General features: G+C 65.8%; 22 protein-coding genes and 1 pseudogene. 13 read left to right on the plus strand and 10 right to left on the minus strand.

The genetic code is table 11. The features are described 5' to 3' along the window. Positions 1–41 precede the first annotated feature (41 nt). Entirely contained in the window at positions 42–296 is a 255-nt protein-coding gene (locus ABDK56_RS02780; protein ID WP_349806536.1) for a hypothetical protein, read from the plus strand. 299 nt (positions 297–595) lie between these two features. On the opposite strand, the gene ABDK56_RS02785 is transcribed toward ABDK56_RS02780, so the two are convergent. Further along, a complete protein-coding gene (locus ABDK56_RS02785) occupies positions 596–1,645 on the minus strand; it encodes an SDR family oxidoreductase (protein ID WP_349806537.1) in 1,050 nt (349 codons plus the stop codon). Positions 1,646–1,766: 121 nt separating this feature from the next. On the opposite strand from ABDK56_RS02785, the gene ABDK56_RS02790 reads away from it, so the two are divergent. Next, positions 1,767–2,720, plus strand: coding sequence for an NAD(P)H-dependent flavin oxidoreductase (locus ABDK56_RS02790; RefSeq protein WP_349806538.1), 954 nt, complete (start codon positions 1,767–1,769; stop codon positions 2,718–2,720). Between the two features lie 91 nt (positions 2,721–2,811). Here the strand turns inward: ABDK56_RS02790 and ABDK56_RS02795 are convergent. The 4 genes and pseudogenes from ABDK56_RS02795 to ABDK56_RS02810 all read right to left on the minus strand — a co-directional run. After that, positions 2,812–3,153: pseudogene (locus tag ABDK56_RS02795) on the minus strand (acyl-CoA thioesterase); the annotation flags it as partial. Next, a complete protein-coding gene (locus tag ABDK56_RS02800) occupies positions 3,147–4,292 on the minus strand; it encodes an iron-containing alcohol dehydrogenase (protein ID WP_349806540.1) in 1,146 nt (381 codons plus the stop codon). The gene ABDK56_RS02800 and the pseudogene ABDK56_RS02795, both read right to left, overlap by 7 nt. A gap of 17 nt (positions 4,293–4,309) precedes the next feature. Continuing rightward, a complete protein-coding gene (locus ABDK56_RS02805; RefSeq protein WP_349806542.1) occupies positions 4,310–4,792 on the minus strand; it encodes a DUF1465 family protein in 483 nt (160 codons plus the stop codon). Positions 4,793–4,890: 98 nt separating this feature from the next. Further along, a complete protein-coding gene (locus tag ABDK56_RS02810) occupies positions 4,891–5,088 on the minus strand; it encodes a YdcH family protein (RefSeq protein WP_349806544.1) in 198 nt (65 codons plus the stop codon). A gap of 164 nt (positions 5,089–5,252) precedes the next feature. On the opposite strand from ABDK56_RS02810, the gene ABDK56_RS02815 reads away from it, so the two are divergent. Next, positions 5,253–5,408 (plus strand): YdcH family protein, encoded by a 156-nt coding sequence (locus ABDK56_RS02815; protein WP_349806546.1) that lies wholly within the window; start codon positions 5,253–5,255, stop codon positions 5,406–5,408. Between the two features lie 77 nt (positions 5,409–5,485). On the opposite strand, the gene dksA is transcribed toward ABDK56_RS02815, so the two are convergent. Further along, complete coding sequence (dksA, locus tag ABDK56_RS02820) at positions 5,486–5,950, minus strand: RNA polymerase-binding protein DksA (RefSeq protein WP_502959250.1); 465 nt, start codon at positions 5,948–5,950, stop codon at positions 5,486–5,488. A 239-nt stretch (positions 5,951–6,189) separates the two neighbouring features. Between dksA and surE the strand changes: the two genes are divergently transcribed. From surE to ABDK56_RS02850, 6 genes are read left to right on the plus strand one after another with little or no spacing between them, the layout of a single operon-like run. Further along, complete coding sequence (gene surE / locus ABDK56_RS02825; protein ID WP_349806548.1) at positions 6,190–6,963, plus strand: 5'/3'-nucleotidase SurE; 774 nt, start codon at positions 6,190–6,192, stop codon at positions 6,961–6,963. Beyond that, positions 6,960–8,009, plus strand: a complete 1,050-nt coding sequence (locus ABDK56_RS02830) for a glycosyltransferase (RefSeq protein ID WP_349806550.1) — start codon at positions 6,960–6,962, stop codon at positions 8,007–8,009. Before surE ends, ABDK56_RS02830 begins: the two co-directional genes overlap by 4 nt. Further along, complete coding sequence (locus tag ABDK56_RS02835; RefSeq protein ID WP_349806552.1) at positions 8,006–9,106, plus strand: glycosyltransferase; 1,101 nt, start codon at positions 8,006–8,008, stop codon at positions 9,104–9,106. Before ABDK56_RS02830 ends, ABDK56_RS02835 begins: the two co-directional genes overlap by 4 nt. After that, on the plus strand, positions 9,103–10,221 hold the full coding sequence (locus ABDK56_RS02840) for a glycosyltransferase family 4 protein (RefSeq protein WP_349806554.1): 1,119 nt from the start codon (positions 9,103–9,105) through the stop codon (positions 10,219–10,221). Before ABDK56_RS02835 ends, ABDK56_RS02840 begins: the two co-directional genes overlap by 4 nt. Beyond that, positions 10,218–11,987: an ABC transporter ATP-binding protein gene (locus ABDK56_RS02845; protein WP_349806556.1), complete on the plus strand. Its 1,770-nt coding sequence runs from the start codon at positions 10,218–10,220 to the stop codon at positions 11,985–11,987. Before ABDK56_RS02840 ends, ABDK56_RS02845 begins: the two co-directional genes overlap by 4 nt. After that, positions 11,984–12,928 (plus strand): glycosyltransferase family 2 protein, encoded by a 945-nt coding sequence (locus ABDK56_RS02850; RefSeq protein WP_349806557.1) that lies wholly within the window; start codon positions 11,984–11,986, stop codon positions 12,926–12,928. The genes ABDK56_RS02845 and ABDK56_RS02850 overlap by 4 nt, the downstream gene beginning before the upstream one ends. On the opposite strand, the gene fcl is transcribed toward ABDK56_RS02850, so the two are convergent. The 3 genes from fcl to ABDK56_RS02865 form a co-directional block, all read right to left on the minus strand. Further along, a complete protein-coding gene (gene fcl, locus ABDK56_RS02855; protein WP_349806558.1) occupies positions 12,909–13,886 on the minus strand; it encodes a GDP-L-fucose synthase in 978 nt (325 codons plus the stop codon). The two genes, ABDK56_RS02850 and fcl, sit on opposite strands and share 20 nt — an antisense overlap. Next, a complete protein-coding gene (gene gmd / locus ABDK56_RS02860) occupies positions 13,886–14,947 on the minus strand; it encodes a GDP-mannose 4,6-dehydratase (protein WP_349806559.1) in 1,062 nt (353 codons plus the stop codon). The genes fcl and gmd overlap by 1 nt, the downstream gene beginning before the upstream one ends. Positions 14,948–15,087: 140 nt before the next feature. Then, positions 15,088–15,738 (minus strand): class I SAM-dependent methyltransferase, encoded by a 651-nt coding sequence (locus tag ABDK56_RS02865; protein ID WP_349806560.1) that lies wholly within the window; start codon positions 15,736–15,738, stop codon positions 15,088–15,090. Positions 15,739–15,955: 217 nt separating this feature from the next. On the opposite strand from ABDK56_RS02865, the gene ABDK56_RS02870 reads away from it, so the two are divergent. The 4 genes from ABDK56_RS02870 to asnB all read left to right on the plus strand — a co-directional run bounded on the left by ABDK56_RS02870 (position 15,956) and on the right by asnB (position 22,265). Further along, positions 15,956–16,807: an alpha-1,2-fucosyltransferase gene (locus ABDK56_RS02870; protein ID WP_349806561.1), complete on the plus strand. Its 852-nt coding sequence runs from the start codon at positions 15,956–15,958 to the stop codon at positions 16,805–16,807. Between the two features lie 26 nt (positions 16,808–16,833). Continuing rightward, complete coding sequence (locus ABDK56_RS02875; RefSeq protein ID WP_349806817.1) at positions 16,834–17,880, plus strand: acyltransferase family protein; 1,047 nt, start codon at positions 16,834–16,836, stop codon at positions 17,878–17,880. Between the two features lie 380 nt (positions 17,881–18,260). Next, complete coding sequence (locus tag ABDK56_RS02880; protein WP_349806562.1) at positions 18,261–20,231, plus strand: acyltransferase family protein; 1,971 nt, start codon at positions 18,261–18,263, stop codon at positions 20,229–20,231. Between the two features lie 51 nt (positions 20,232–20,282). Beyond that, entirely contained in the window at positions 20,283–22,265 is a 1,983-nt protein-coding gene (gene asnB / locus ABDK56_RS02885; RefSeq protein ID WP_349806563.1) for an asparagine synthase (glutamine-hydrolyzing), read from the plus strand. On the opposite strand, the gene ABDK56_RS02890 is transcribed toward asnB, so the two are convergent. Beyond that, positions 22,241–23,290, minus strand: a complete 1,050-nt coding sequence (locus tag ABDK56_RS02890; protein ID WP_349806564.1) for an EpsG family protein — start codon at positions 23,288–23,290, stop codon at positions 22,241–22,243. The genes asnB and ABDK56_RS02890 overlap by 25 nt on opposite strands. Positions 23,291–23,300 lie beyond the last annotated feature (10 nt).

Genomic DNA, 23,300 nt, shown 5'->3' on the forward strand with positions numbered 1-23,300 from the left:
AAATGAGATATTGTCGGGGGAGAGCGATGGCATCAGCTTCGATGCCTGAAAAACTGCGTGGGCGTTGCGTCAATTTCCAGCGTTGGGCGATACACGGTGATCTCGGTATCTTGGAGGCGAAGCGACTCTGGGGCGGCGGTGCTGCATACTGGTCGAGTTGGCCGATAGCCGCGGCACTTGCGTTAAAAGATCGTCTTGAACGAAAGGTTGTGAAGACTCGCCTCGTCTTCGAAGCAAATAAGAATGAACCAATTTCTGTAAGGATCTTGCCCAAAGAGCTTGATCGGGTCATTTGAAGACAAAGGCTCAGTTGCGAATGTGGTGGCAGGCGGCGGGCCGACGTTTCTTGCAATTTCCGGATTTAATGAGGATTTTGGTTGGTCAGCAACAGCTAAGCTTGATGACGAGTATTTTTTTGGTCGGAGGCAATATCCGCTCCGGCCGATGAATCGCGATTGCCCGTGTCTACGCTCTTCGTAATGGCGCATTCTCCGGTAGCGTAGAGAAATTTGAAGCTATCAACTCAGGGAGCCGACGCTCACGCGAACTTCCAAGGGTTGAACGCTGAAAACGGCCGACGCGCCCTTACCCGTCATTATCTGCCGAAGCGAAGCACACTCGCAAAATGGGTGAGGTACCAAGGCATGGCCTCAACAATGCCCTGTTCTATGTCGTGCGACGGACTAAATCCCAGCATCCGCTCGGCCTTGCCGATGTCGGCCTGAGTATGGCGCACGTCGCCCAAGCGGAAGTCGGCGTGGACCGGTTCGCGATGATAGGCGACTTGATGCTGCTGGAGCGTGTCGCGAAGCAGCGCGAACAGCTGGTTCAGGCTGGTCCGCCCCCCCGCCGCGACATTGTACACTTGGTCCTGCGCCGCGTCGGATGCCAGCGCCGCCAGCACGTTGGCCTGCACCGCGTTGGCGACGTAGCAGAAGTCGCGGCTGGTCTCGCCGTCGCCGTTGATCGTCACCGTGCTGTCGGTCAGCATCGCCTTAATGAACGCCGGGATCACCGGCGCATAGGCCCCGTCGGGGTCTTGGCGCGGGCCGAACACGTTGAAATAGCGAAGCCCGATCGTCTTGAACCCGTAGGAGCGGGCGTAGACCCCGGCATAAAGCTCGTTGACTAGCTTCGTCACCGCATAGGGGCTTAGCGGATTGCCGATAACCTCCTCGACCTTGGGCAGGCTGGTGTCGTCGCCATAGGTCGAACTCGACGCCGCGTAAACGAACCGCCCCACCCCCGCCTGCCGCGCCGCGTCGAGCATGTTGAGGAAGCCGTCGACATTGGCCTCGTGGCTGGTCAGCGGGTCGGCCATCGAGCGCGGGACCGATCCCAGCGCGGCCTGGTGAAGCACGACGTCGACCCCCTCGACCGCCGCGCGGCACGCGTCGCGGTCGCGAATGTCGGCCTCGACGAAGCGGAACCGCTCGCGTCCCTCCGCGCCGGTCGCGGCCTCGACCTCCTCGAGATTGCGCTGGTGCCCGGTCGCGAAATTGTCGAGCCCGACGACCTCCTGCCCGGCCTCGAGCAACGCCTCGACGAGGTTCGAGCCGATAAATCCGGCGGCGCCGGTCACCAGCCAGCGGCGCGGGCTCGAGCGGAGACGGTCGGCGAGAATACGAGGAAGGAGATTGCTCACTGGGTATCCGGGCGATTGGAACGTGCGCGGCCTCTTAACGTGCTGCCCCCCAAGCGCAACGCCTCTCGCGTCGGCCGCTTGGCTTCGCTAGCAGGGTCGCGAACCGATTGAGGGAGTTTCGATGAGCCTGCCGCCGATCTTCGACCGCCTTCGCCTTCCGGTGATCGGCGCCCCCCTGTTCATCGTGTCGAACCCGGCGTTGGTCATCGCCCAGTGCCAGGCGGGGATCGTCGGCAGCTTCCCCGCGCTCAACGCCCGCCCGCAAAGTCAGCTCGACGAATGGCTCCACGAAATCAGCGAGGCGCTCGCCGCGTGGGACCGCGATCATCCCGACACCCCCGCCGCCCCATTCGCGGTCAACCAGATCGTCTACCGCAGCAACGACCGGTTCGAGGCCGACGTCGCGACCTGCGAAAAGTGGAAGGTGCCGCTCGTCATCACCTCGCTCGGCGCGCGCGAGGAGCTTAACACCGCGGTCCACGGCTGGGGCGGGATCACGCTCCACGACGTGATCGACGACCGCTTCGCGCGCAAGGCGGTCGAAAAGGGGGCCGACGGGCTGATCGCGGTCGCGTGGGGGGCCGGGGGGCACGCGGGGCGGCTCAGCCCGTTCGCGCTGGTGCAGGAAATCCGCGCCTGGTTCGACGGGCCGCTCGCCCTATCGGGGGCGATCGCGACCGGCGGCGCGGTGCTCGCCGCGCAGGCGATGGGTGCCGATTTTGGCTATATCGGCTCGCCGTTCATCGCCACCGCCGAAGCGCGCGCGGCAGACGCCTACAAGCAGGGCATCGTCGAGGGCCGTGCCGCCGACATCGTCTATTCGAACCTGTTCACCGGGATCCACGGCAACTATCTGCGCGCCAGCATCGTCGCGTCGGGGATGGACCCGGACAACCTCCCCGAGGCGGAGCCCGAAGCGATGAATTTCCAGTCGTCGACCGGGGCCAAGGCGTGGCGCGACATCTGGGGGTCGGGCCAGGGGATCGGCGCGATCGACCGGGTCCAGCCCGCGGGCGAGCTGGTCGCGCGGATGATCGACGAATATCGCGCCGCGCGCGCGCGCCTCGCGCTCTAGGCGAGGCTCGCCAACCGCGCGCGCCAGTCGTCGGGACCTCGACCGGCCTTCGTCTCGCCCGGTCGACCAGCACGTGGACGAAATGCCCCTCGGCGGCGGGCTCGACCAACCCGTCGCCAAAGACTCCGACCCGGTACCGGATGCTGCTCGACCCGATCCGCTCGAGCGCGATGCCGACCTCGACATGCCCGGGGTAGGCGAGCGAGGCGAAGTAGCGGCAGCCGGTTTCGACCACCAGCCCGATCGGGTCGCCGAGCGCGACGTCGAGCAGCCCCTGTTCGACCAGCCACGCATTCACCGCGCTGTCGATCCACTGGTAGTGGATCGCGTTGTTGACGTGGCCGTAGGCGTCGTTGTCGCCCCAGCGCAGGCTGACCCGGTGCCACCAGCGATAGGCGTCGCGCCCGCGCGGCGCGGGTCGCTCGCTCACCACGCCGCCTCGTAGAGCCGCCGCGCGTCGGCCTCGTCGATCGGCGCCGGGTTGTTCACCAGCAGCCGCTGCTGCTTCATCGCTTCGCGCGCGAGCCGGGGAATGTCGTCGGCGGGAACGCCATGGTCGCGTAGACGGAGCGCCAGCCCGCTCTCGCGCGCAAGCTCGCCGAGCCGCTCGATCAACCGGGCGCAGCGCGCCTGGCTACCCTGCCCCGCGCAATCGGGCGCGAGGATTTCCGCCAGCTCGGCATAATGCTCGCGCGCCGCCCCGGCATTGTGCTGGAGCACATGGCGCAACATCAGCGCGTTGGTAAGCCCGTGCGGCAGATGGTGAATTCCGCCGAGCGGATAGGCGAGCGCATGGACCCCACCGACCGGGGCGTTGGCAAAGGCGAGCCCGGCGAGGTGCGACCCGAGGAGCATCGCCGAGCGCGCATCGAGGTCGTCGGGCGCCTCGCACGCGCGAACGAGATTCGCCGACAACAGCCGCAGCGCCTCGCGCGCGTAAAGGTCGCTCATCGGGTTCTTGAGCCGCGCCGATGTATAGGCCTCGACCGCGTGAACCATCGCGTCGATCCCGGTCGCGGCGGTCAGCGCGCGCGGCTTACCGAAAGTGAGGCCGGCGTCGAGCGCGGCCCAGTCGGCAATCAGCGCGGGCGAATTGACCCCGCGCTTCTCGTCGCCCTCGCAGGTGATGATCGCGACCGGGGTCGCCTCGCTTCCGGTCCCGGCGGTGGTCGGCACCAGCGCGAGTGGCAGCCGCCGCCCCCGCGCCAGCCCGACCCCCCAGATCGAATCGAGCTCGTCGCCCGACCCGATCAAATAGGCGGCGAGCTTGGCGACATCCATCGGGCTTCCGCCGCCGAAGCCGACGACCTGCCCGACCCCCGCCGCCCGCCCCGCCGCGACCGCCGCCATCAGCGTCGCGCGCGAAGGATCGGCCTCGACCGTGTCGAACAGCGTGACCGCCCGCCCGCCGGCTTCGAGCGCGACGCGGCTATCGTCGACCAGCCCCATCCGGACCATGTCGCGATCGGTGACGAGGAGAATCGGAACGGGCGGCAGCTGCTCGGCCAGCGCCGCCGCGCTTCCGGGGCCGCTCAGCAGCCGCGGGCCGGGATGAAAGGAAAACGACGTCATGACGCCGTCGTAGCGCGCTACGCCCCGCCCTTCCACAATAGGTCGCGCTCTAGCCGCCCCATCAGCGCCCGCGCCGGGCTCTGCGCCGGTTCGGCGGCGAGCTGCCCCTCGTCGAGCCGCTTGACCCGCCCGTAGAGGTCGACGCTCGCGCCGATCAGCCGCCTTGCGCTCGGCGGCATCTGGTCGACCACCGCCGGGTCGCTGTCGGCGGCGTTGCCGAGCCGCCGTTCGGGCCGTCCGCCCCCGGCCGTCTTGATCTCGCCCGTCTCGACCGCTTTCTGGGTCAGCAGCCAGGCGACGATGTGCATGATCCGGGTGGTGACCTTGAGCGATTCGCAGGCGAAGCCGACCCGCGCGAACGGTTCGAGCGTCTGCCGCTCGTCGCGACCTTCCTCGTCGAAATAGGCGCGCGCCTCGTCGGCGAGCAGCATCGCCTCGGTGTAAAGCGAGTCGATCAGCCGCGGGGTGATCCGGGCGCTGTCGGCCGAGTCGTCGATCATATGGTCAACGTGCCACGTCATCGCGGGGGAAGGAACGCCCGACGCACCCACCCGCTTCGTTCGCCCTATGCCCTGTCCCGCCGCGGGACGAAACAGGCTCAGGCGATGATGTCGGGAGTAATCCGATCGCTAAGCAGCCCGATCTCGTCCTTCAGCCGCAGCTTGCGCTTCTTCATCCGCGCCAGCTCGAGCTGGTCGCAATCGGCGGCGCGCCGCATCAGCTCGATATCCATGTCCAGTCGGCGATGTTCGGCCCGCAACAGCGCGAGCACTTCGGCCGGGTCGTCGTCGTTCATCGCCCTGCCCTAGCCGATTCACGGCTCGCCGTCAGCGCGTCTTTCGTCATCGGCGGGGCGAACCGGGCGCCCGCCGAACCGAGCGGATTGTCCGCGACACCGCCGGCAAATCGTGATTTATTCCCCTCACCGTCACGTGTCAGCCAACGAAAGGAAATTGACCGATGGACAAAGCCTATGTCGAGGCCCTCGCATCAAAGCACGCCGCTCTTCACGACCGCATCGAAAGCGAAGAGCATCGCGTAAACCCCGACGAAGACGCACTCCACCGGCTCAAGAAGGAAAAACTGCGGCTGAAGGACCTGATCGTCGGCCACTAGGCAGCCAGCATTTGAAAAAGGGCCGGTCTCTCTCACGAGATGCCGGCCCTTTTCATGTCCGCTAGGCTTTCGCCCACTCAGTCGTCGCGGCTGACCCGCTCGACCCGCTCATGCTTTTCCTGCGCCTCGAGCGTCATCGTCGCGATCGGCCGCGCCTCGAGCCGGCCGAGCGAAATCGGGTCGCCGGTCACTTCGCAATAGCCATATTCGCCGTCATAGAGCCGGCGGATCGCCGCATCGATCTTGGCGATCAGCTTGCGCTGCCGGTCGCGGGTGCGAAGCTCGATCGACCAGTCGGTTTCGCTCGACGCGCGGTCGGCAAGGTCGGGCTCGCGGAGCGAATCGACCTGGAGCTGGGCCATCGTCGCCCGGCTTTCCTCGATGATCGATTCCTTCCAGTCACGAAGCTTCTTCAGGAAATAGGCGCGATGAACATCGCCCATGAATTCTTCATCGTCACTTGGCCGATAATCGTCGGCGAGCAATATTTTATCGAATTGGTCACGGCCCGACCCGTGCAGATCGCTAAGCGCGGTAGCCATCACGTCCCTCCCCGTACTGGCGCGCCCACGGCGAGGACCGGCGAGCCGGCTTCGTCGGGGCGAGAATCACAAGGCTTTCAAAGCACTTAGCCATGGAAGCCGGACTCTCAATCGGGGGAATAATTAAACCTATGTCACTTAACAAGGACTGACTGTAGCCATCGCGGATTAGCCCCAAGCTGTTGCATCAAAAGCGCATTTGCTTGTGCGCGGGTCCCGGCTCGGCCATGTCGCCGCGAATGCGAATCCTCCTGACCAACGACGACGGGATCCATGCCCCCGGCTTCGCGCTGCTCGAACGGGTCGCGGCGCGAATTTCGGACGATATCTGGTCGGTCGCGCCGAGCGAGGAGCGGTCGGGCGCGGGCCACTCGCTGACGCTTACCCGGCCGATCCGGCTACGTCCGTTGGGCGAACGGCGCTTCGCGGTCAACGGAACGCCGACCGATTCGGTGATGATGGCGCTCGCCCACCTGATGAAGGACAGCCCGCCCGACCTCATCCTGTCTGGGATCAACCGCGGCGCCAATCTCGCCGAGGACGCGACCTATTCGGGCACCATCTCGGCGGCGATGGAGGGGGCGCTCGCCGGGGTGCCGTCGATCGCGCTCAGCCAGGCCTATGCGCGGCAGGGAATGGGCGACAGCGTCCCGTTCGCCGCCGCCGAGACCTGGGCCGAGCCGGTGATCCGCGCGATCATCGCCGGGCCGATGGCCAGAGGCACGCTGGTCAACGTCAACTTCCCCGCGCTCGCGCCCGACGCGGTCAGGGGGGTGCGGGTCTGCCGGCAGGGTCGCCGCGACTATGGCCGGCTCAACGTCGACCAGCGGACCGACCCCCGCGGTTTCCCCTATTTCTGGTTCGGGCTCGGGCGGACGGTCGAGACCCCCGGGCACCGCACCGACCTCGAAGTGATCGCCGACGGCTTCGTCTCGGTCACCCCGCTCCACCTCGACATGACCCACGACGAGTCGATCGACGCCCTCGCCGCGCGTTTTCGCGACCCGTCATGACCCGTCGCCTGCTGTTCGTGGCACCCGTTTCGGGCGCAGTCGGCGGTCGCGAGCAGCTAAGCGCGCTCCACGAAGCGGCGCTGCGCGACCTGGTCGGCGACGGGCTTCGGGTCGAGCGGCTCGAACGACGGCCCCCGTCGGGAGTGCGCGCGACCCTCGACGCGCTGCGCGGGCGAATCGACGGGATCGATGCCGCCAGCGAGACGCGGATCGCCGCGCTGGCGCGCGAGGTCGATACGGTCTGGCTCGACGGGACCAACCTCGGGCGGCTGGCGGCGGCGATCAAGCGCGTGTCGCCATCGACCCGGGTCGTCAGCTTCGCGCATAATGTCGAGCGGCGCTTCTTCACCGACGCGCTTCGCCGCGCCCCGGGCGCGCGCGCACTCGCCGTGCTCGCCGCCAACATCGCCGCCGAGCGCACCGCGGTCCGCCACAGCGACACGCTGGTCGCGATCAACCGCCGCGATTCGGGCAAGTTCGAGCGGCTCTACGGGCGCGCCGCGGAGGCGGTTTTGCCGATGGCGATCGCCGACGGTTACGCGCCCGATGCAAAGCCTGCGGGACACGACTATCTGCTGTTCGTCGGGGGCGGCTTCTACGCCAATCGCGCCGGGATCGCGTGGTTCGCGGACAAGGTCGCGCCGCGCGCCGCGCTTCGCACGATGGTCGTCGGGCGCGGGCTCGGCGACCTCAGCGCGCTCGACAGCGAGCGGCTGACCATCGTCGGCGCGGTCGACGATCTGTCGGGCTGGTACGCCGGGGCGACCGCGGTGGTCGCGCCGATCTTCGACGGGTCGGGGATGAAGACCAAGGTCGCCGAGGCGCTGATGCACGGCAAGCGGGTGATCGGCACCGCCGAGGCGTTCACCGGCTACGAATCGCTCGGCGAACCATGTTGCGAGACGGCGGACGATTTTGTCGCCGCGATCGCCGCGGTCGCCGCCGCGCCCCCGCCGCCGTTCGATCCAGCCTTGCGTGCGCGGTGGGAGAGCGACTATTCGCCCGCCGCCCTTCGGCAGCGTTTGAGGATCATCCTCCAGTCATGAGCAAGCCGCTCGACATTCTCGTCGTGACCCCGCGTCTCAACATCGCCGGCGTCTCGCTCGCGCAGCAGCGTTTCGCCCGCGCGCTGGCGCGTGCCGGGCACCGCGTGACACTGATGATCGGCAACGTCGACGAAGGGCTCGCGCTTCCAGATTTCAAGGGCGTGCGGACAGTGGTCGTCGGTCGCCGCCGCGCGGTGGGGATGTTCGGCCCCATCGCCCGCTACCTGCGCAAGGAACGGCCCGACGTCGTCTTCTCGGCCGAGGACCATCTCAACACGCTCGTCCTGCTCGCCGCGCTGGTGACGCGCTCGACGGCGAAGATCAGCGGCTCGTCGCGGGTCACGCCGTTCGATACCTATTCGAATAAGCCGCTGACCAAGCGGTGGGTGTTGAAGCATCTCGCCCGCTCGGTGGCGTGGCGCGCCGACGCGCTGACCTGTGTCAGCAAGGACATGGTCGAGCAATATCGCCGCGTGTTCCGCGATCCTAAACACCAGGCGGTCTACAACATCGTCGACGACGCCGCGTCGCGCGCGCGCATCGCCGAGCCGGTCGACGATCCCTGGTTGAACGACAAAACGCACCCGGTGCTCGTCGCGGTCGGCAGTCTCCAGCCGTGGAAGGGATTCGCGACGCTGATCGACGCGATCGCGATACTCCGGACGCGCGGCCGCGAGGTGCGCTTGATCATCCTCGGCGAAGGCCCGCAGCGCGCCGAGCTCGAGGAAAGGGTCGCCGCGCTCGGGCTAGGCGGCCGAATCCGCCTCCCCGGCCACCGCGCGAACCCGCTCGCCTATTTCGCCAGGGCCGACGCCTCGGTGCTGTCCTCGACCGTCGAAGGGATGCCGAACGTGCTGGTCGAGGCGATGCTCGCCGGTTGCACGCCGGTGGCGACCGATTGCCCGACCGGCCCGCGCGAGCTGCTCGGCGACGGCCGCTACGGCTATCTCGCCACGGTCGGCGATTCCGCCTCGATCGCCGACGCGATCGAAAGGGCGCTCGACACCCCGATCGCGAAGGAGATGCTCGCCGAAGCGGTTCGCCCGTTCGAGGAATCGACCGTGATCGCGCGCCATTTCGAGCTGCTCGGGCTGTGAGCGCCCCTCGGCGCATCGGGCTCAACGCCACCTGCTTCAACGATCGCCCGTCGGGCGCCCGGCAGCGGTTCATCGGCCTGTATTCGGCGCTGATGGCGCGGCGGCCCGACGATCGCTTCATCGTCTACGAGCCCGCCGACTGCCGCGTCGCCCGCTGGTTCGAACGGCCGAATGTCGAGGCGCGGCCCACCCCCCTCCCGTCCGACCGGCGCTGGCCGCGCTTCCTCGGCGGGCTCGCCTATTGGCAGGGCGCGCTCGCGACGGACCGGCTCGATTTGTTCGAACAGTTTAACCTGCCCGGCGCGTTCGGGGCGCGCTGCCCGACCGTGATGACGGTGCACGATTTCGACAGCGACCGCAGCGGCCCGCTCCAGCGCAGGGTCGAGCGACTGGTGTTCGCACCGCTTGTCCGCCGCGCCGACGTCGCGCTCGCCGTGTCCGACCAGGTCGCCGACGCCCTTCGCCGGCGCGTACCCGGCCAGCGGGTCGAGCGCATCCACAACGGGATCGACCTCACGGCATGGCCGCTCGCCCCCGCCGCCGCCCGTCGCCCCTTCCTACTAGCGGTCGGCCATCTCGAGGCGCGCAAGAATTACGCGCGCCTGATCGCCGCCTTCGCGCGATTGCGTGCGCGTCATCCCGATCTCGCGCTTCGGATCGTCGGCCGCGACAGCGGCGAGCGCGCGACGCTCGACGCGCTGATCGAGCGGCTGTCGCTCGGCAACTCGGTCGTCATCGAAAGCGGCCTCGACGACGCCGAGGTCCGCGCACTCTACGCCACCTGCCTCGGCTTCATCTTCCCGTCGCTGTTCGAGGGGTTCGGCATTCCCCTCCTCGAAGCGATGGCGAGCGGCGCGCCGATGGCGATCAGCGACCTGCCGGTGTTCCGCGAGATCGTCGGCGAGGCGGCGCTGATGTTCGACCCCACCGATGAGGAGACGATCGCCGCGAGCCTCGAACGCCTGGTCGGCGACGCTCCGGTCCGCGTGACGCTCGCCGGCGACGGCCGCGCCCGCGCCGAGCAATTCGATTACGATAGGCTTGCGCTCGAACTCGCGGCTCTTCACGATCGGCTTTTAGAGCCCAGGGCAATGCGCGTAGGTGACGAACGATGATGTTGATCGTTTCGCAATGCCGGCGCCTGCTCGCCGCCGCGACGCCGATCCGCCGCGTCCAGGTGGCGGTGGTGTTCGTCCTGACCATTTTCGGCGCGATCGCCGAATTGGTGACGATCGGCGCGGTGTTGCCGCTGCTCGCGCTCGCCGCCGACCCGTCGCGCGCGACCCGGCTCGGAATGGCGAGCGATATTCTCGGCGTGATCGAAACGGTCAGTGGGCTTGGGCCGGTCGGGGCCGCCGCGCTGCTGCTGGCGATCGCGGCGGTGGCGGCGACGGTCGTTCGTTTCGCGCTCAACTGGGCCAGCTTCAAGTTCGTCTACGGGCTCGAGCAGGATCTCGCGCTGACCATTTTCGGCCGAACGCTTCGCCAGCCCTACGGCTGGTATCTGAAACAGAACAGCAGCGCGCTGATCTCGGGCCAGGACCAGATCCGGATGGTCGTTTCGACCGTGCTCAACCCGCTGATGCTCAGCGCGACGTCAGCGCTGATGGCGGCGGCGATGGGAATCTTCCTCTTCCTGCTCAATCCAGGCGCCGCGCTGATCGCGATTGTCACGATCGGCGGGACTTACGCGCTCATCTCGTTTGCTGCGCGTCGAAAGGTCGCGGCCATCTCCGGCGCGATCGGCGGCTCCTACGAAGCACGCGTGCGGATCTTGCAAGAGTCGGTCGGCGGCATTCGTGACATCATCCTCGACCGTTCAGAGGCGGTGTTCGAGCGTCGCCTTCTCGAGGTCGAGGACAATTTCCGGCGCATGACCATCGTCGGCAACATGATCCAGATCGGTCCCCGACTGCTCGTCGAGGGTGTCGCGATCGTCCTCGTCGCCGCGCTCGCGCTATGGTTCAGCCTTCAGCCGAACGGCCTCGTTGGGGCGCTCCCGGTCCTCGGCGCGATGGCCCTCGGAGCGCAGCGGATGTTGCCGATGGTCCAGCAGATCTACGTCGGCATTTCGAACTTCGGGCTCTACGGCGGTAGCGTTGACAACGTCCTTCGGCTGCTAGACACACCGGTCGACCAAGCCAACCAGCTTGCTGCCGCCGTCAACCCCGTGCCGTTTCGCCGCTCGATCCGCTTCGACGAGCTGAGCTTCTCCTATGCGACTGGTCGCCCCGCGCTTCAGAGCATCAATCTCGATATCGCCCGCGGTGAGCGGATGGGCCTAGTCGGCAAGACCGGCAGCGGCAAGAGCACGCTGGTCGACATACTGATGGGCCTGCTATCGCCGACCGAAGGCCGCCTGTTGATCGACGGCCAGCCGCTCGATCTTGCCGGTCTGGTCAACTGGCGCGCGCAGATCGCGCATGTGCCGCAGACGATCTTCCTCGCCGACGACAGCGTCGCCGCGAACATCGCTTTCGGCCAGCCGGCCGCCGAAATCGACCGTGACGAGGTGCGCCGTGCGGCCGCCGACGCCGGCCTCGACGATTTCCTTCACGCGCTGGCCGAAGGGCTCGACACCCGCGTCGGCGAGCGCGGGATGCGCCTGTCCGGCGGGCAACGCCAGCGCATCGGTATCGCCCGGGCGCTGTACAAGAGGGCGACCGTGCTGGTGCTCGACGAGGCGACCAGCGCGCTCGACGACGATACCGAGCGCGCGGTAATGGCCTCGGTCGAGCGCCTCGGTCGCGACCTGACCATCGTGATGATCGCGCACCGGTTGACGACGCTGAGCGGGTGCGACCGGGTCGTCCGCCTCGCCAACGGCCGGATCGAGGCGATCGGCAGCTATGCCGAGATGAACCCTCCCCGCCGGTCATGACCGCCGCGCCGTTCCGGGTGGCCGTCGTCATGCCCCTTTTCGACAAGGCCGAGTATGCCGCCGAGGCGATCGACAGCGTCCTCGCGCAGACGCTTGCCCCGCTCGACGTGGTGATCGTCGACGACGGCTCGACCGACGGCGGCCCCGAGGCGGTAGAGCGTCGCTTCGGCGAACAGGTCCGCCTCCTTCGCCAACCCAATGCCGGCCCCGGCCCGGCCCGGAACCGCGGCGTGGCGGCAACTGATGCCGACTGGATCGCCTTCATCGACGCCGACGACAAATGGTCGCGCGATCACCTCGCCACTCTCGCCGAGGTCGCGTACGCTTTCCCTGACGCCGACCTCATCGCGACAGGCCACCGACGCTTTTGCGGCGGCCAGACGCTCACCACGGATCGCTCCCCCGTTGCGGCACGAAAGATCAACTATTTTCAGGAAGCGCGCGTCGGCGAGCCGGTGTGGACTTCGGCTTGCGCCGTGCGGCGGTCAGCTTTCGAAGCGATCGGGGGCTTCGGCGCCTTCTGCCCCGGCGAGGACGTCGACCTATGGGTCAGCCTGGCGCTGAAGGGCGATGTTGCGCGATCCGACCGGGTCACCGCTCACTATCGACAAGATACCGGCGGCGAGATGGACCAGCTCGGCTGCCGTCCCGTCGACAAACAGGAGCAACCGGTGTTCGATCGCTTTGCCACTGCGCTCGCCGATCCGGGTCTCGCCGACCGGCATGCGGCGATCCGCGCACTTCGCGATCAGTGGCGGCGAAACGCGATCCGGCAGCGGCTTGTCGCGGGCGATCGAGAGGGTGCCCGACGACTCATCGCACTGGCGGCCCGGCGTGGCACGGCGACGGGGCGCTCGGAGCAAGTCTTGGCTCTCCTACCGGGGCGCATGACCGGAGCGATCCTGGCGTTGCGCGGCGCGCTCAGGCGCGGGCCGCACTAAGCCTGTTGGCTTCCCGTCGGCCTTGATCCTTCTCGTTTTCGAGGAACCAGCGATAGGTCGCCGCGATGCCTTCGCGCAAGCCGATCTGGGGCGCCCAGCCAAGACTTCGCAACAGCCCGCTGTCGAGGAGCTTGCGCGGCGTCCCGTCGGGCTGGGACGGATCGGTGACGATACTTCCGTCGAACCCAACGACCTGCGCGACCATGCGGGCAAGCTCGAGGATCGGCACGTCGTCACCGAAGCCGACATTGACGTGCCCCGCCTCCGAATAGCGAAGCAGTAGTGTCACGCAGGCGTCAGCACAGTCGTCGACGTGAAGGAATTCGCGTCGTGGGCGTCCAGTGCCCCAGATTGTAAGATCCTCGTCGCCGCGTAACTTTGCTTCGTGCGCCTTGCGGATCAGCGCCGGCATCACATGGCTGCTCGCCAGGTCGAAGTTGTCCCCGGGTCCATAAAGATTGGTCGGCATAGCCGAAATGAAGTCGCGACCATGCTGCCGCCGGTATGCCTCCGCGAGCTTGATGCCCGCAATCTTGGCGATTGCGTACCATTCGTTCGTCGGCTCGAGCGGGCCGGTCAGCAGCGCCTGTTCGACAATCGGTTGCGGCGCAAGCTTGGGGTAAATGCAGCTCGACCCGAGGAACAGCAGCTTGGCAACATCCCCCCGGTGCGCCGCCTCGATGATGTTCGTTTCGATCAACAGGTTATCGAACAGGAAGTCGGCAGGATAGCTATCGTTGGCAAGGATGCCGCCGACCTTCGCGGCGGCGAGGATTACAACGTCGGGTCGCTGCTCACTGAAAAAGGCTCTAACGTCGGCTTGATTTCGAAGATCAAGTTCCTGCCGTGTCGCCGTCACGATTTTTACGTTCTCGCGCGCCAATCGCCGGACGAGCGCGCTCCCGACCATTCCACGATGCCCGGCGACGTAGACCCGTCTTCCTTCGAGCGAGAACATCAGTTCGAAAGCCCGAGCGGCGCGTCGCGCATCAGCACGAGGTCGGCCTCGACCATTTCGCGCGCCAGCGCACGCGCGTCGGTGGTCGGTCGCCAGCCGAGCACGCGCTGCGCCTTGGCCGGGTTTCCGTGGAGCGTATCGACCTCGGCCGGGCGAAAATAACGCGGATCGACCGCGACGACGGTCTTTCCCGTTTTCCGGCATCGTCCGATTTCGTCGACACCCGATCCTTCCCACGCGATCGCCATTCCAACGTCGGCGAAGCACCAGTCGACGAAGTCACGGACCGACGTCGTCACGCCCGTCGCCAAGACATAATCATCGGGGACGTCCTGTTGCAGGATCCGCCACATCCCCTCGACGTAGTCGCGGGCATGGCCCCAATCGCGAGTCGCGTGGAGGTTGCCGAGAAACAGACAGTCCTGCCGCCCGAGCGAAATCGCGGCGGCGGCACGGCTGATCTTGCGGGTCACGAACGTCTCGCCCCGCAGCGGCGATTCGTGATTGAACAGAATGCCGTTCGATGCGTGGAGACCATAGGCTTCGCGGTAATTGACCGCGATCCAGTAGGCGTAAAGCTTGGCGACCGCGTAAGGCGACCTCGGGTGGAACGGAGTCGTCTCCGACTGCGGAGTCTCGACGACCTTGCCATATAGTTCACTGGTCGACGCCTGGTAGAAACGGGTTTTTTCCTCGAGCTTGAGGATGCGGATCGCTTCGAGCAGTCGCAGGGTGCCGATCGCGTCCGAATTTGCCGTATATTCGGGCGTTTCGAAACTCACCGCGACATGGCTTTGCGCGCCGAGGTTGTAGATTTCGTCTGGCTGCACTTCCTGCACGATGCGGATCAGGTTGGTCGCGTCGGTCAGATCGCCATAGTGGAGGATGAAATCGCGATAGGCGAGGTGCGGATCCTGGTAGATGTCGTCGATCCGGGCCGTATTGAACGACGACGACCGCCGCTTGATGCCGTGGACAACATAGCCTTTTTCGAGGAGCAGCCGGGAAAGATAGGCGCCGTCCTGTCCGGTCACCCCGGTAATCAAGGCAGTCTTAGTCACGGAGGCTTTTCCCTCTTTCGGCACGATCGAATGTATAGATTCCGCAGGTATAGTCGGTATTCTTCGCGTCGCCGGGCGTAGTGTCGCGATGCAGGCGTCCCGAATCGTCGATGAAGTCGAACCGCGAAAGCATCACGTCGTCAGCGCTCCATTCGACAAGGTCCAGTGGATCGAGAACCCGATGAGCGTTGAACACGGTTCGTCGCCGACCGACCGGAAGACCTACATAAGCCCGTCCCCCCCGGCGCGACGAGCGCCAGGATCGCCTCGAAACCCTTTCGATGACCAGCCGGATCGATCGGGTCGATATACCGGCCAAGTCCGAAATGCTCGAGCGCGTGCAGGCACGAGACGGAATCGAATGAGCCGGCGAGCGATTGCCGTGGGTTCATCAGGTCCGCTTGGTGAAAGCGGATGTTGGGATGGTCGACATTCGGCGGGGGCCGAATATCGATCACGTCGATAGGTCTGAACGTGGCGACATGCGCGACGAACCCGTCGATCCGCGACCCGACATCGCAATGATTGGCCGGCGCCGCCTCGTGGATCATCGTCGCGACGAGCAAATCCTGATTAAAGTAATGAGCGTCGAGCGACCCGCTGTTCTCCCGGTAGTCGCCCAGTATCGGCCAAGATTCGTCGACCCTGCCCCCCTGCTCGATGAATCGTCGCCGTTCGCGCCAGAACCGAGGGAAATTTCTGACGTCCCGCTTTTTGAGCGGGTCGAGGCCAAAACGAAGCATCGATGGATAAGCGCAGTCGAACGCCGCTCGGAACATGGATTTCTGCATCGGTCACCGCCTCCCAGGCAATTACAGGCGAGGCTCTCTCGCGAATGGCTGGCTCCTAAAGGCAAGACCAGTGGGTAGCAACGACTCGCGTCATGTAGGAAGAATTGGACCTGAGGAAATCCGCTGGCTAGGCCAAGGCGATGCTTGAACCGTCGACGCAACGTTTCCGTAATCCTGCGAAACCTGAAGATGGCCCGCGGCAGTGATCGCGACTATGTTGATCGGCGGGCTGGGAAACCAGATGTTCCAGTACGCCGCCGGGCGCGCCCTTGCGCTTCGCCGGGGCACCGGCCTGCTCCTCGATCACTCGACCTTTGGCAGTGGCGGCGACGCGGCGGTTCAGCGCTTCTACGAGCTCGACCGGCTCCGAATCGTCGCTCGTCCCGCCGGTCCGGTCGAGCGGCTGCGGCTGATAGCTGCCCGCCGACCGCAGCCAATGCTCCGCCGGCTCGGCGGCTGGAGGCCGCTGCGCGAGGACAGCCTATCGTTCGATCCGCGGGTGATCGACGCCGACGATCAGGCCTACCTGATGGGCTATTGGCAAAGCTGGCGCTATTTCGACGACCGGGCCGCCGAGATCGCGGCGGAGCTCGCGCCGCGCGCGCCGCTGTCCGACCGCAACCAAGCGCTCCTCAGGGACATAAGGTCAGCCGAAAGCATTGCCGTTCATGTGCGCCGCGGCGACTATCTCTCGGCCCAGCACGCCGTCCACGGCGTCATCGGCTCGGCCTGGTATGACGAGGCACTCGGCAGGATTCCGACCGACCCGGAAACACGCATCTACGTCTTTTCGGACGATCCCGACTGGTGCCGGCAGGCATTCGCGGCGTGGGGGGATCGGCTGACCGTGGTCGACTGGAATCGGGGCGACGAGGCGTGGCAGGATCTTTTCCTGATGGCCGCCTGCCGCCACGCGATCATTGCGAACAGCAGCTTCAGCTGGTGGGCCGCCTGGCTGGGCGACCGACATCACCCGGGTGGGCGAACCGTTATCGCCCCGGCGACATGGTTCGTAGGCATGGCCTCCAACGCCGACGATCGTTGCCCGCAGACGTGGCAGCGCCTGTAAGTCCCCGTGTCGGAGCGTCCATCTTGGTGAAAATCGTGGATTGGTTGAGAGCGGATCGCGGCCCACCAACGCAGGACGGATCTCTCGCCGTTGTTGAGCGATCTTCAAACGGCCGGAAACCGGAACAGGCGGGTCCGGCGAAACACGGGCGTTTCGTCGCCCTCGATGGCCTCCGCGGAGTCGCCGCGATCATCGTGGCGACCACCCATTTTCGACCGGTGGGCAACGCGACCCTAGCAGTGGACTTCTTCTTCATGCTGTCCGGCTTCGTCCTCATGTATGCCTATAGCGAACGCCTGTTCGCTGGGTTCGGCATCGGTCGGTTCATGCTCGCCCGGTGCGTCCGCTTGCTGCCGCTCATCGTATTAGGCACGCTGATCGGCGCGATTAGCTTACGACCCTTGTGGCTTTGGGGCGCATTCATGATCCCCCGTGTCGGAACGAGGCTCTATCCGCTCAACAGTCCGCAGTGGTCACTGCTCTTCGAATTCATCGGCAGTGCGCTTCTGGCGGTAGGGCTGTGGCGACGATTCCGGATCGTCTCGATCGGGCTGCTCATCCTGACGCCGGTCGCGTTGGTCGTCGCCGCCATCCACAATGGGACCCTCGATTCGGGTTGGGCCCTCCCGGCATTTCATTACGGCCTGGTGCGCGTCCTTTTCGGCTTCTCGGTCGGGACTTATCTGTTTCGGCATCCGATCCGAATCGACTGCCCGGGGCCGGTACTCGCGCTGATCCTACTGGTCGAGTTGCTCCTGCCGATTCCTTCGCCATTCTTCCAGCTGGCCGTCATCGCCACCTTCCCATTCATCCTGTCGGCCGCGGCGCGCGCGAGGCCTTTCCCGCTGGCGGAGGTCAGCGGGAACCTGTCCTACCCGCTTTATATCCTGCACGTCCCGATCTACGGTCTGCTTGGCCTGTGGCTCGCGCCGGGTCCGGTCTACCTGCTGGTCGCGGTCACAGTCAGTGCGCTCGCCCTCAAAATCTATGACGAACCGCTCCGCCATTGGCTTTCCAGGCGACTCCGACGGCCGCTGCCGCGCGACGAGCGTCCGTTTGGCGGTAGTCCCTGAAAATTTTCGGCGACCAAACCAGTTCGTTCGTCACCCACCTGTCGAAAGCAGCATAGCGCTTTTTGATTTCGATTAAGCGAGGATTGTCTGGTGCAAGGTACCCTAGTGATTTCGCCGGACTAAGAAGGTTCCGTTTCCTTGCCCAAAGAAGCGATTCGGCCTGCCAAGGATATAAGTTGGCATCCTTCATCAAGGCTATGCCGGGATGTTCGATCAGTGCACGCTGGATCGGGCCGATTATGGAACGCATCAGCAAAAGTTCTTCAAAACAGTCCAGCCCTCGATCGTACTGGCAAAGCCGCAGTGCGTTGCGTGGACCTGTGGCGATTGCCACGGCGTAAAGATAGACGGAATGTCTGGCGGTGCTATGGCGTCAGCGCATGAGCAGGGATGCATTGTCTTTAGGTAGCGTCGTTCAAGACAACACAGTTGCCCCCGCCAAGTCGACTTACCGCGGCGACATCCAAGCGCTGCGCGGGTTAGCGGTGCTGGCGGTGCTGCTCTATCATTCGGGCCTCGGCATCGCCCGCGCCGGCTATCTCGGCGTCGACCTGTTCTTCGTCGTGTCGGGCTTCCTCATTACCGGGATAATCGCCCGGCAGGCTGACGCGGGACGCTTCTCCTTCGCCAGCTTCTACATCCGGCGCGCCCGCCGCATCCTGCCTGCCACTTTCGTGACCTTGCTGGTCGTCACCCTCGCCGCGATCGTCCTGCTCAGCTCGCGCCAATACGCCATCTTTCTCAAGACGCTGTTGGGCTCGCTCGGCTTCTCGGCCAACTATGTACTGTGGGGGCAGACCGGCTATTTCCATCCCGATTCGGAGTTCGAACCGCTCCTCCACATGTGGTCGCTGGGGATCGAGGAGCAATATTACCTGCTCTTCCCGCTCCTGCTGATCCTTAGCCCACGACGCTGGTGGCTGACCCTTCTTGGCCTTGCCGGCGTCGCCAGCCTGGGGGGCGCGGCGTGGCTATGGTTCACAAGGCCGTCGGTGGCCTTTTTCTGGCTCCCGTTCCGGGCCTGGGAACTGGCGATCGGCTCGATGGCAGCGCTCGTCGCCGGCCATGCCTGGACCGAGCGGATGCGCAGACTTGTCATCCCGTCCGTCTTACTTCTCGTGGCGGCGATGCTGGTGCCGACGCCCGGACCGCCGTCGGCACTCGGCTCGCTGCTAACCTGCCTGCTGACCGCCATCGTCATATTGGGCCGGCGACCGGTCGACCGGGCCGGCGTACTGGCCCCGGTGATCCGAGCCGGCGACATCTCTTTTTCGCTTTACCTCGTCCATTGGCCCCTGTTCGCTTTCGCGCGCGTCGCATTCTTGTCCCGCGATTTGCCTTTGAACTGGGCGCTCGGGCTGATTATCGCGTCGCTGGTCCTTGCGGAACTGAGCTACCGGCTCGTCGAGGAACCGGTGCGCGGGTCCAGCCTCGGCGGGTGGCGGCTTGCTGCGACCGTGTTCTGCGCGACGGCCGCGCTTGCCGGTTTGGGGGTCGCCGGGTCGTCGCTCTGGCCCTATCATAGTACCACAAGGGCGATAGCGCCGGTGGCGGGGTTGGGTGCTGACGACTGCTTCAACCAGCAATTTCGCTTCACCGCCACCTGCCGCACGCCTGGCACGCCGACCATGTTGTTGTGGGGCGACAGCTATTCGGCGCACGTCGCCCCAGGCCTTGCAAGCGTGACCCGCCGTCCGTTCATTGAGGCAAGCGCGGGACATTGCTCGCCGTTCACCGACTATGTCGGCCTCGACGGGCCGCAGGATCGCGATTTCGCTCGCCAGTGCTTAACCTTCAACCGCGCCGTGATGCGCTACCTTGAGGTGCATCCCGAGATCCAAGTCGTCGTCCTGTCGGCCCAATATTTCCGCACGGTTCCGCCGTTCAGCGCTTTTGCCCTTGCCGGCAATGGCGAGCAATTACGTCGCGCGCCGCTCGGCGTCGGCCCGACCTTGGCCGCTCAGAAACGGCTCGTCGACCGACTTCACAAGTTGCGCAAGCGGGTCGTCGTGATCGGGATGACCCCCCCCGCCGATGCCGACCTGGGGGAGTGCTGGATACGGGCACAGGAGCGTCGGCCGACGCTATCCTGGTCGCGCTGCCGCGCGTCGCTAAATTCGCAGGCCGCCACCATCCAGGCTTATCGCCCCTTGCTAGACGGCTTCGAAGTTGGTCTCGGTATTCCGGTGATCCGACTCGATCAAGGGCTCTGCGACCGGCAAGGCGAATGCCGGTTCGACGTCGACGGCCAGCCGGTCTATCGCGACGACACGCATCTGTCGGTGTTCGGCTCGACTTGGCTGGCCCACCGGATGCACTGGGGTGAGCGGATAGAGCAGCTGGCGCGTTAGGTCGATCGTTACGACTTTCCTCGAACGGCCGGTTCGGCCAAGGCGAAATCCATGTGTGGAATTGCGGGATTGGTCGGGCCGGGCAGTCGGTCACTCGAATTGCCCTCCAGGATGGCGGGGTCGCTCGCTCATCGCGGTCCCGACGGTGAGGGCCTATGGCAGGACACAGATGCTCCCGTCGCCTTCGTGCATCGCCGGCTCGCGATCGTCGACCTGTCGCCTGCCGGGGCGCAGCCGATGGCCTCGGCCGACGGGCGCTGGATGCTCTGCTACAATGGCGAGATCTACAATCACCTCGAGCTTCGCGCCGCGCTTGAGCGCGAGGGCGTGGGCGGCTGGCGCGGGCATAGCGATAGCGAGACGCTGGTCGAGGCGGTCGCCCGCTGGGGGATCGATCGCGCGACCGCGGCGTCGGTCGGCATGTTCGCGATCGCGCTCTACGACCGGCGCGAACGCCGCCTTCACCTGATCCGCGACCGCTTCGGCGAAAAGCCGCTCTATGTCGGCCGGGTTGGGCGCGACCTCGTGTTCGCCTCGGAGTTGAAGGCGATCCGGCAGCATCCAGACTTCGACCTGCCGATCGACCGCCGCGCGCTCGGCGACCTGCTGTCACGCGGGGCGATCGGCGCGCCATGGTCGATATGGCGCGGAATCCAGAAGATTCCCCCCGCCCACCATCTCGAGGTGAAGCTCGGGGAGACGCTGCCGACGTTCGAGGCTCCATTCCCGCTCGGCGAGTGGCGCGGCGCGGCGCGGATGACGGCCTATTGGGATTATGCCGAGGTCGTGAGGGCGGGCGTGCAGAATCCGTTTCGCGACCAGGCCGAAGCCGACGCCGAGCTCGAACGCGTGCTGCGCCAGTCGATCGCGCAGCAGGCGATGGCCGACGTGCCGGTCGGTGCCTTCCTGTCGGGGGGGATCGACAGTTCGCTCGTCACCGCGCTCTACAACGACGTTCGCCCGGGGGGCGTGAAAACCTTTACCATCGGCTTTGCCGAAAAGGCCTACGACGAATCGTCGCATGCCGCGGCCGTCGCGCACGCGCTCGGCACCGACCATCGCGTCGAGATTATCACCCCCGACGACGCGATGGCCGTCATTCCAAGCTTGTCGACGATCTACGACGAGCCATTCTCCGATTCCTCTCAGATCCCAACCTATCTCGTCAGCCGCATGGCGCGACGCAACGTGACGGTGGCGCTGTCGGGCGATGCCGGCGACGAATTGTTCGGCGGCTACAACCGCTACCGGATCGTGCCCAGGGTCTGGCGCGCGCTTCAACGCGTGCCCGCGCCGCTTCGCCAGCCGGCCGGAATGCTCTTGCAGTCGCTGCCCCCGACCCTGTGGAACCGCGTGCTCCGAATGCTGCCCGGACAGAGCGATCAACCGCATCTCGGCACGAAGGTCCACAAACTCGCGGGCTTGATGCGCAAGGCGCGGTCGCTCGACGATGTCGTCGTCGCCTTCCTCGATGAATGGCAGTCGGGCGAGCCTCCGCTCAGCGAAGGGGGCGGACTGGCATCGCCCATCGTCGAGCGCGAGCGTTTGGGGAATCTGCCGGACGAGACCCGGCTCATGCTGATGGACGCGACGACCTACCTGCCCAACGACATCCTCTGCAAGGTCGACCGGGCGTCGATGGCCTGCTCGCTCGAGACCCGCGCCCCGTTTCTCGATCATCGGGTCGCCGACGTGGCGGCGCGCATTCCCGTCCGCTTCAACATTGCCGGTGGCGAGGGCAAGCTCTCCCTGCGCCGACTGCTTTACCGGCACCTGCCGCGCGACCTTTTCGAGCGGCCAAAGGCCGGCTTTGCCCTTCCGCTCGGGAACTGGCTGCGCGGACCGTTGCGGCAATGGGCCTCGGACCTGCTCAGTCCCGATCGGCTTGCCGGCCAGGGGCTGGTCGACGAAGCCCGTGTTACCGCTCGCTGGAACGCGCATTTGTCCGGGCGAAGCGACTCGACCCAGGCGATTTGGGCCGTGCTGATGCTCGAATCCTGGCTCGACGATCAGGCGAACGGGGTGAAGCGGTAGGGCTGCCAGTAGACCGAATAGTCGCCGTAATTCAACCAGACGAACAGGACGAGGCCGTAGAGCGCGATGGTCAGCACCGCCGCTGTGCGCGCCGAGGATTCGCCATTCATGACGAAGCTGGCGAGGCGGGTCACGACCACGATCTGCAGCGGGAGCAGGTAGAGCGCGAGCCGATCGACCGCGGTCGAGGGAAAGCCCGCGGCGACGGCGACCAGCGCGACGAGCGAGGCGTAGGCGAGGTTTCGCCAGACCCGGCTCTGATCCTCATTCATTCGCATGTTTTTGCGGTACATCAGGAACAGGATTGCCGCGATCGCGCCAAGGCTTTCACGAATGACTGCCCCCGACGAATCCATTCTTACGGTAACATAGTTCCCGACCATTCGGTCCGACGAGGCGGAGACGAAGGCGTAATAGGCCGCCGCGGTCAGCATGAGGCCGAGGCCGTAGGTCAGGAAGCGGTTCGAGCTGACGGCGATCAGCGTCAGCGGGAGGATGATGATGGCGCTCTTGTGAAACATCACCGCCAGCAGGATCCAGAAACAAAAACGGCCGATCCGGTTTCGCTCGAAGGTCGCGAGCCCGCCCATCACCAGCCCGATCGCCGTCGCCTGACGTGTGTAGCCCATTCCCACCACGATCACGAGATAGGGAATCGCGACGAGCAGGCCGAGCCACGGATTGGGCTGGGTCCGCAACAACAGAAATAGACCGAGCGCGAAGATCAGCCCGCAGATCAAATTGACCAGCCAGATGCCGCCACCGATCAGCGCCGCAAAATAGTTCACGTAAGCGTAGCCCGGATCACCAAGATGAGCCCACGACCCTCCCTGTGCGTAGAAATCGAACATCATCGAATAGCTTCGCCAGTCGCCCCCGACCTGGTAGCGCAGTCCCACCATCACCGCGATCGCGACGAGCGCCACCGCCAGCCCCCGGTTGAGCGAGGGACGCGGCACGCCATGTTCAAATTGCGTCAGCGCACCGAGCGCGACGATGGCGAACAAAATCCAGTAGGGAATCACGCGGACGGGA

Origin of the sequence: Sphingomonas sp. ASV193 (genome assembly GCF_040203355.1) — a bacterium.
GTDB lineage: Bacteria > Pseudomonadota > Alphaproteobacteria > Sphingomonadales > Sphingomonadaceae > Sphingomicrobium.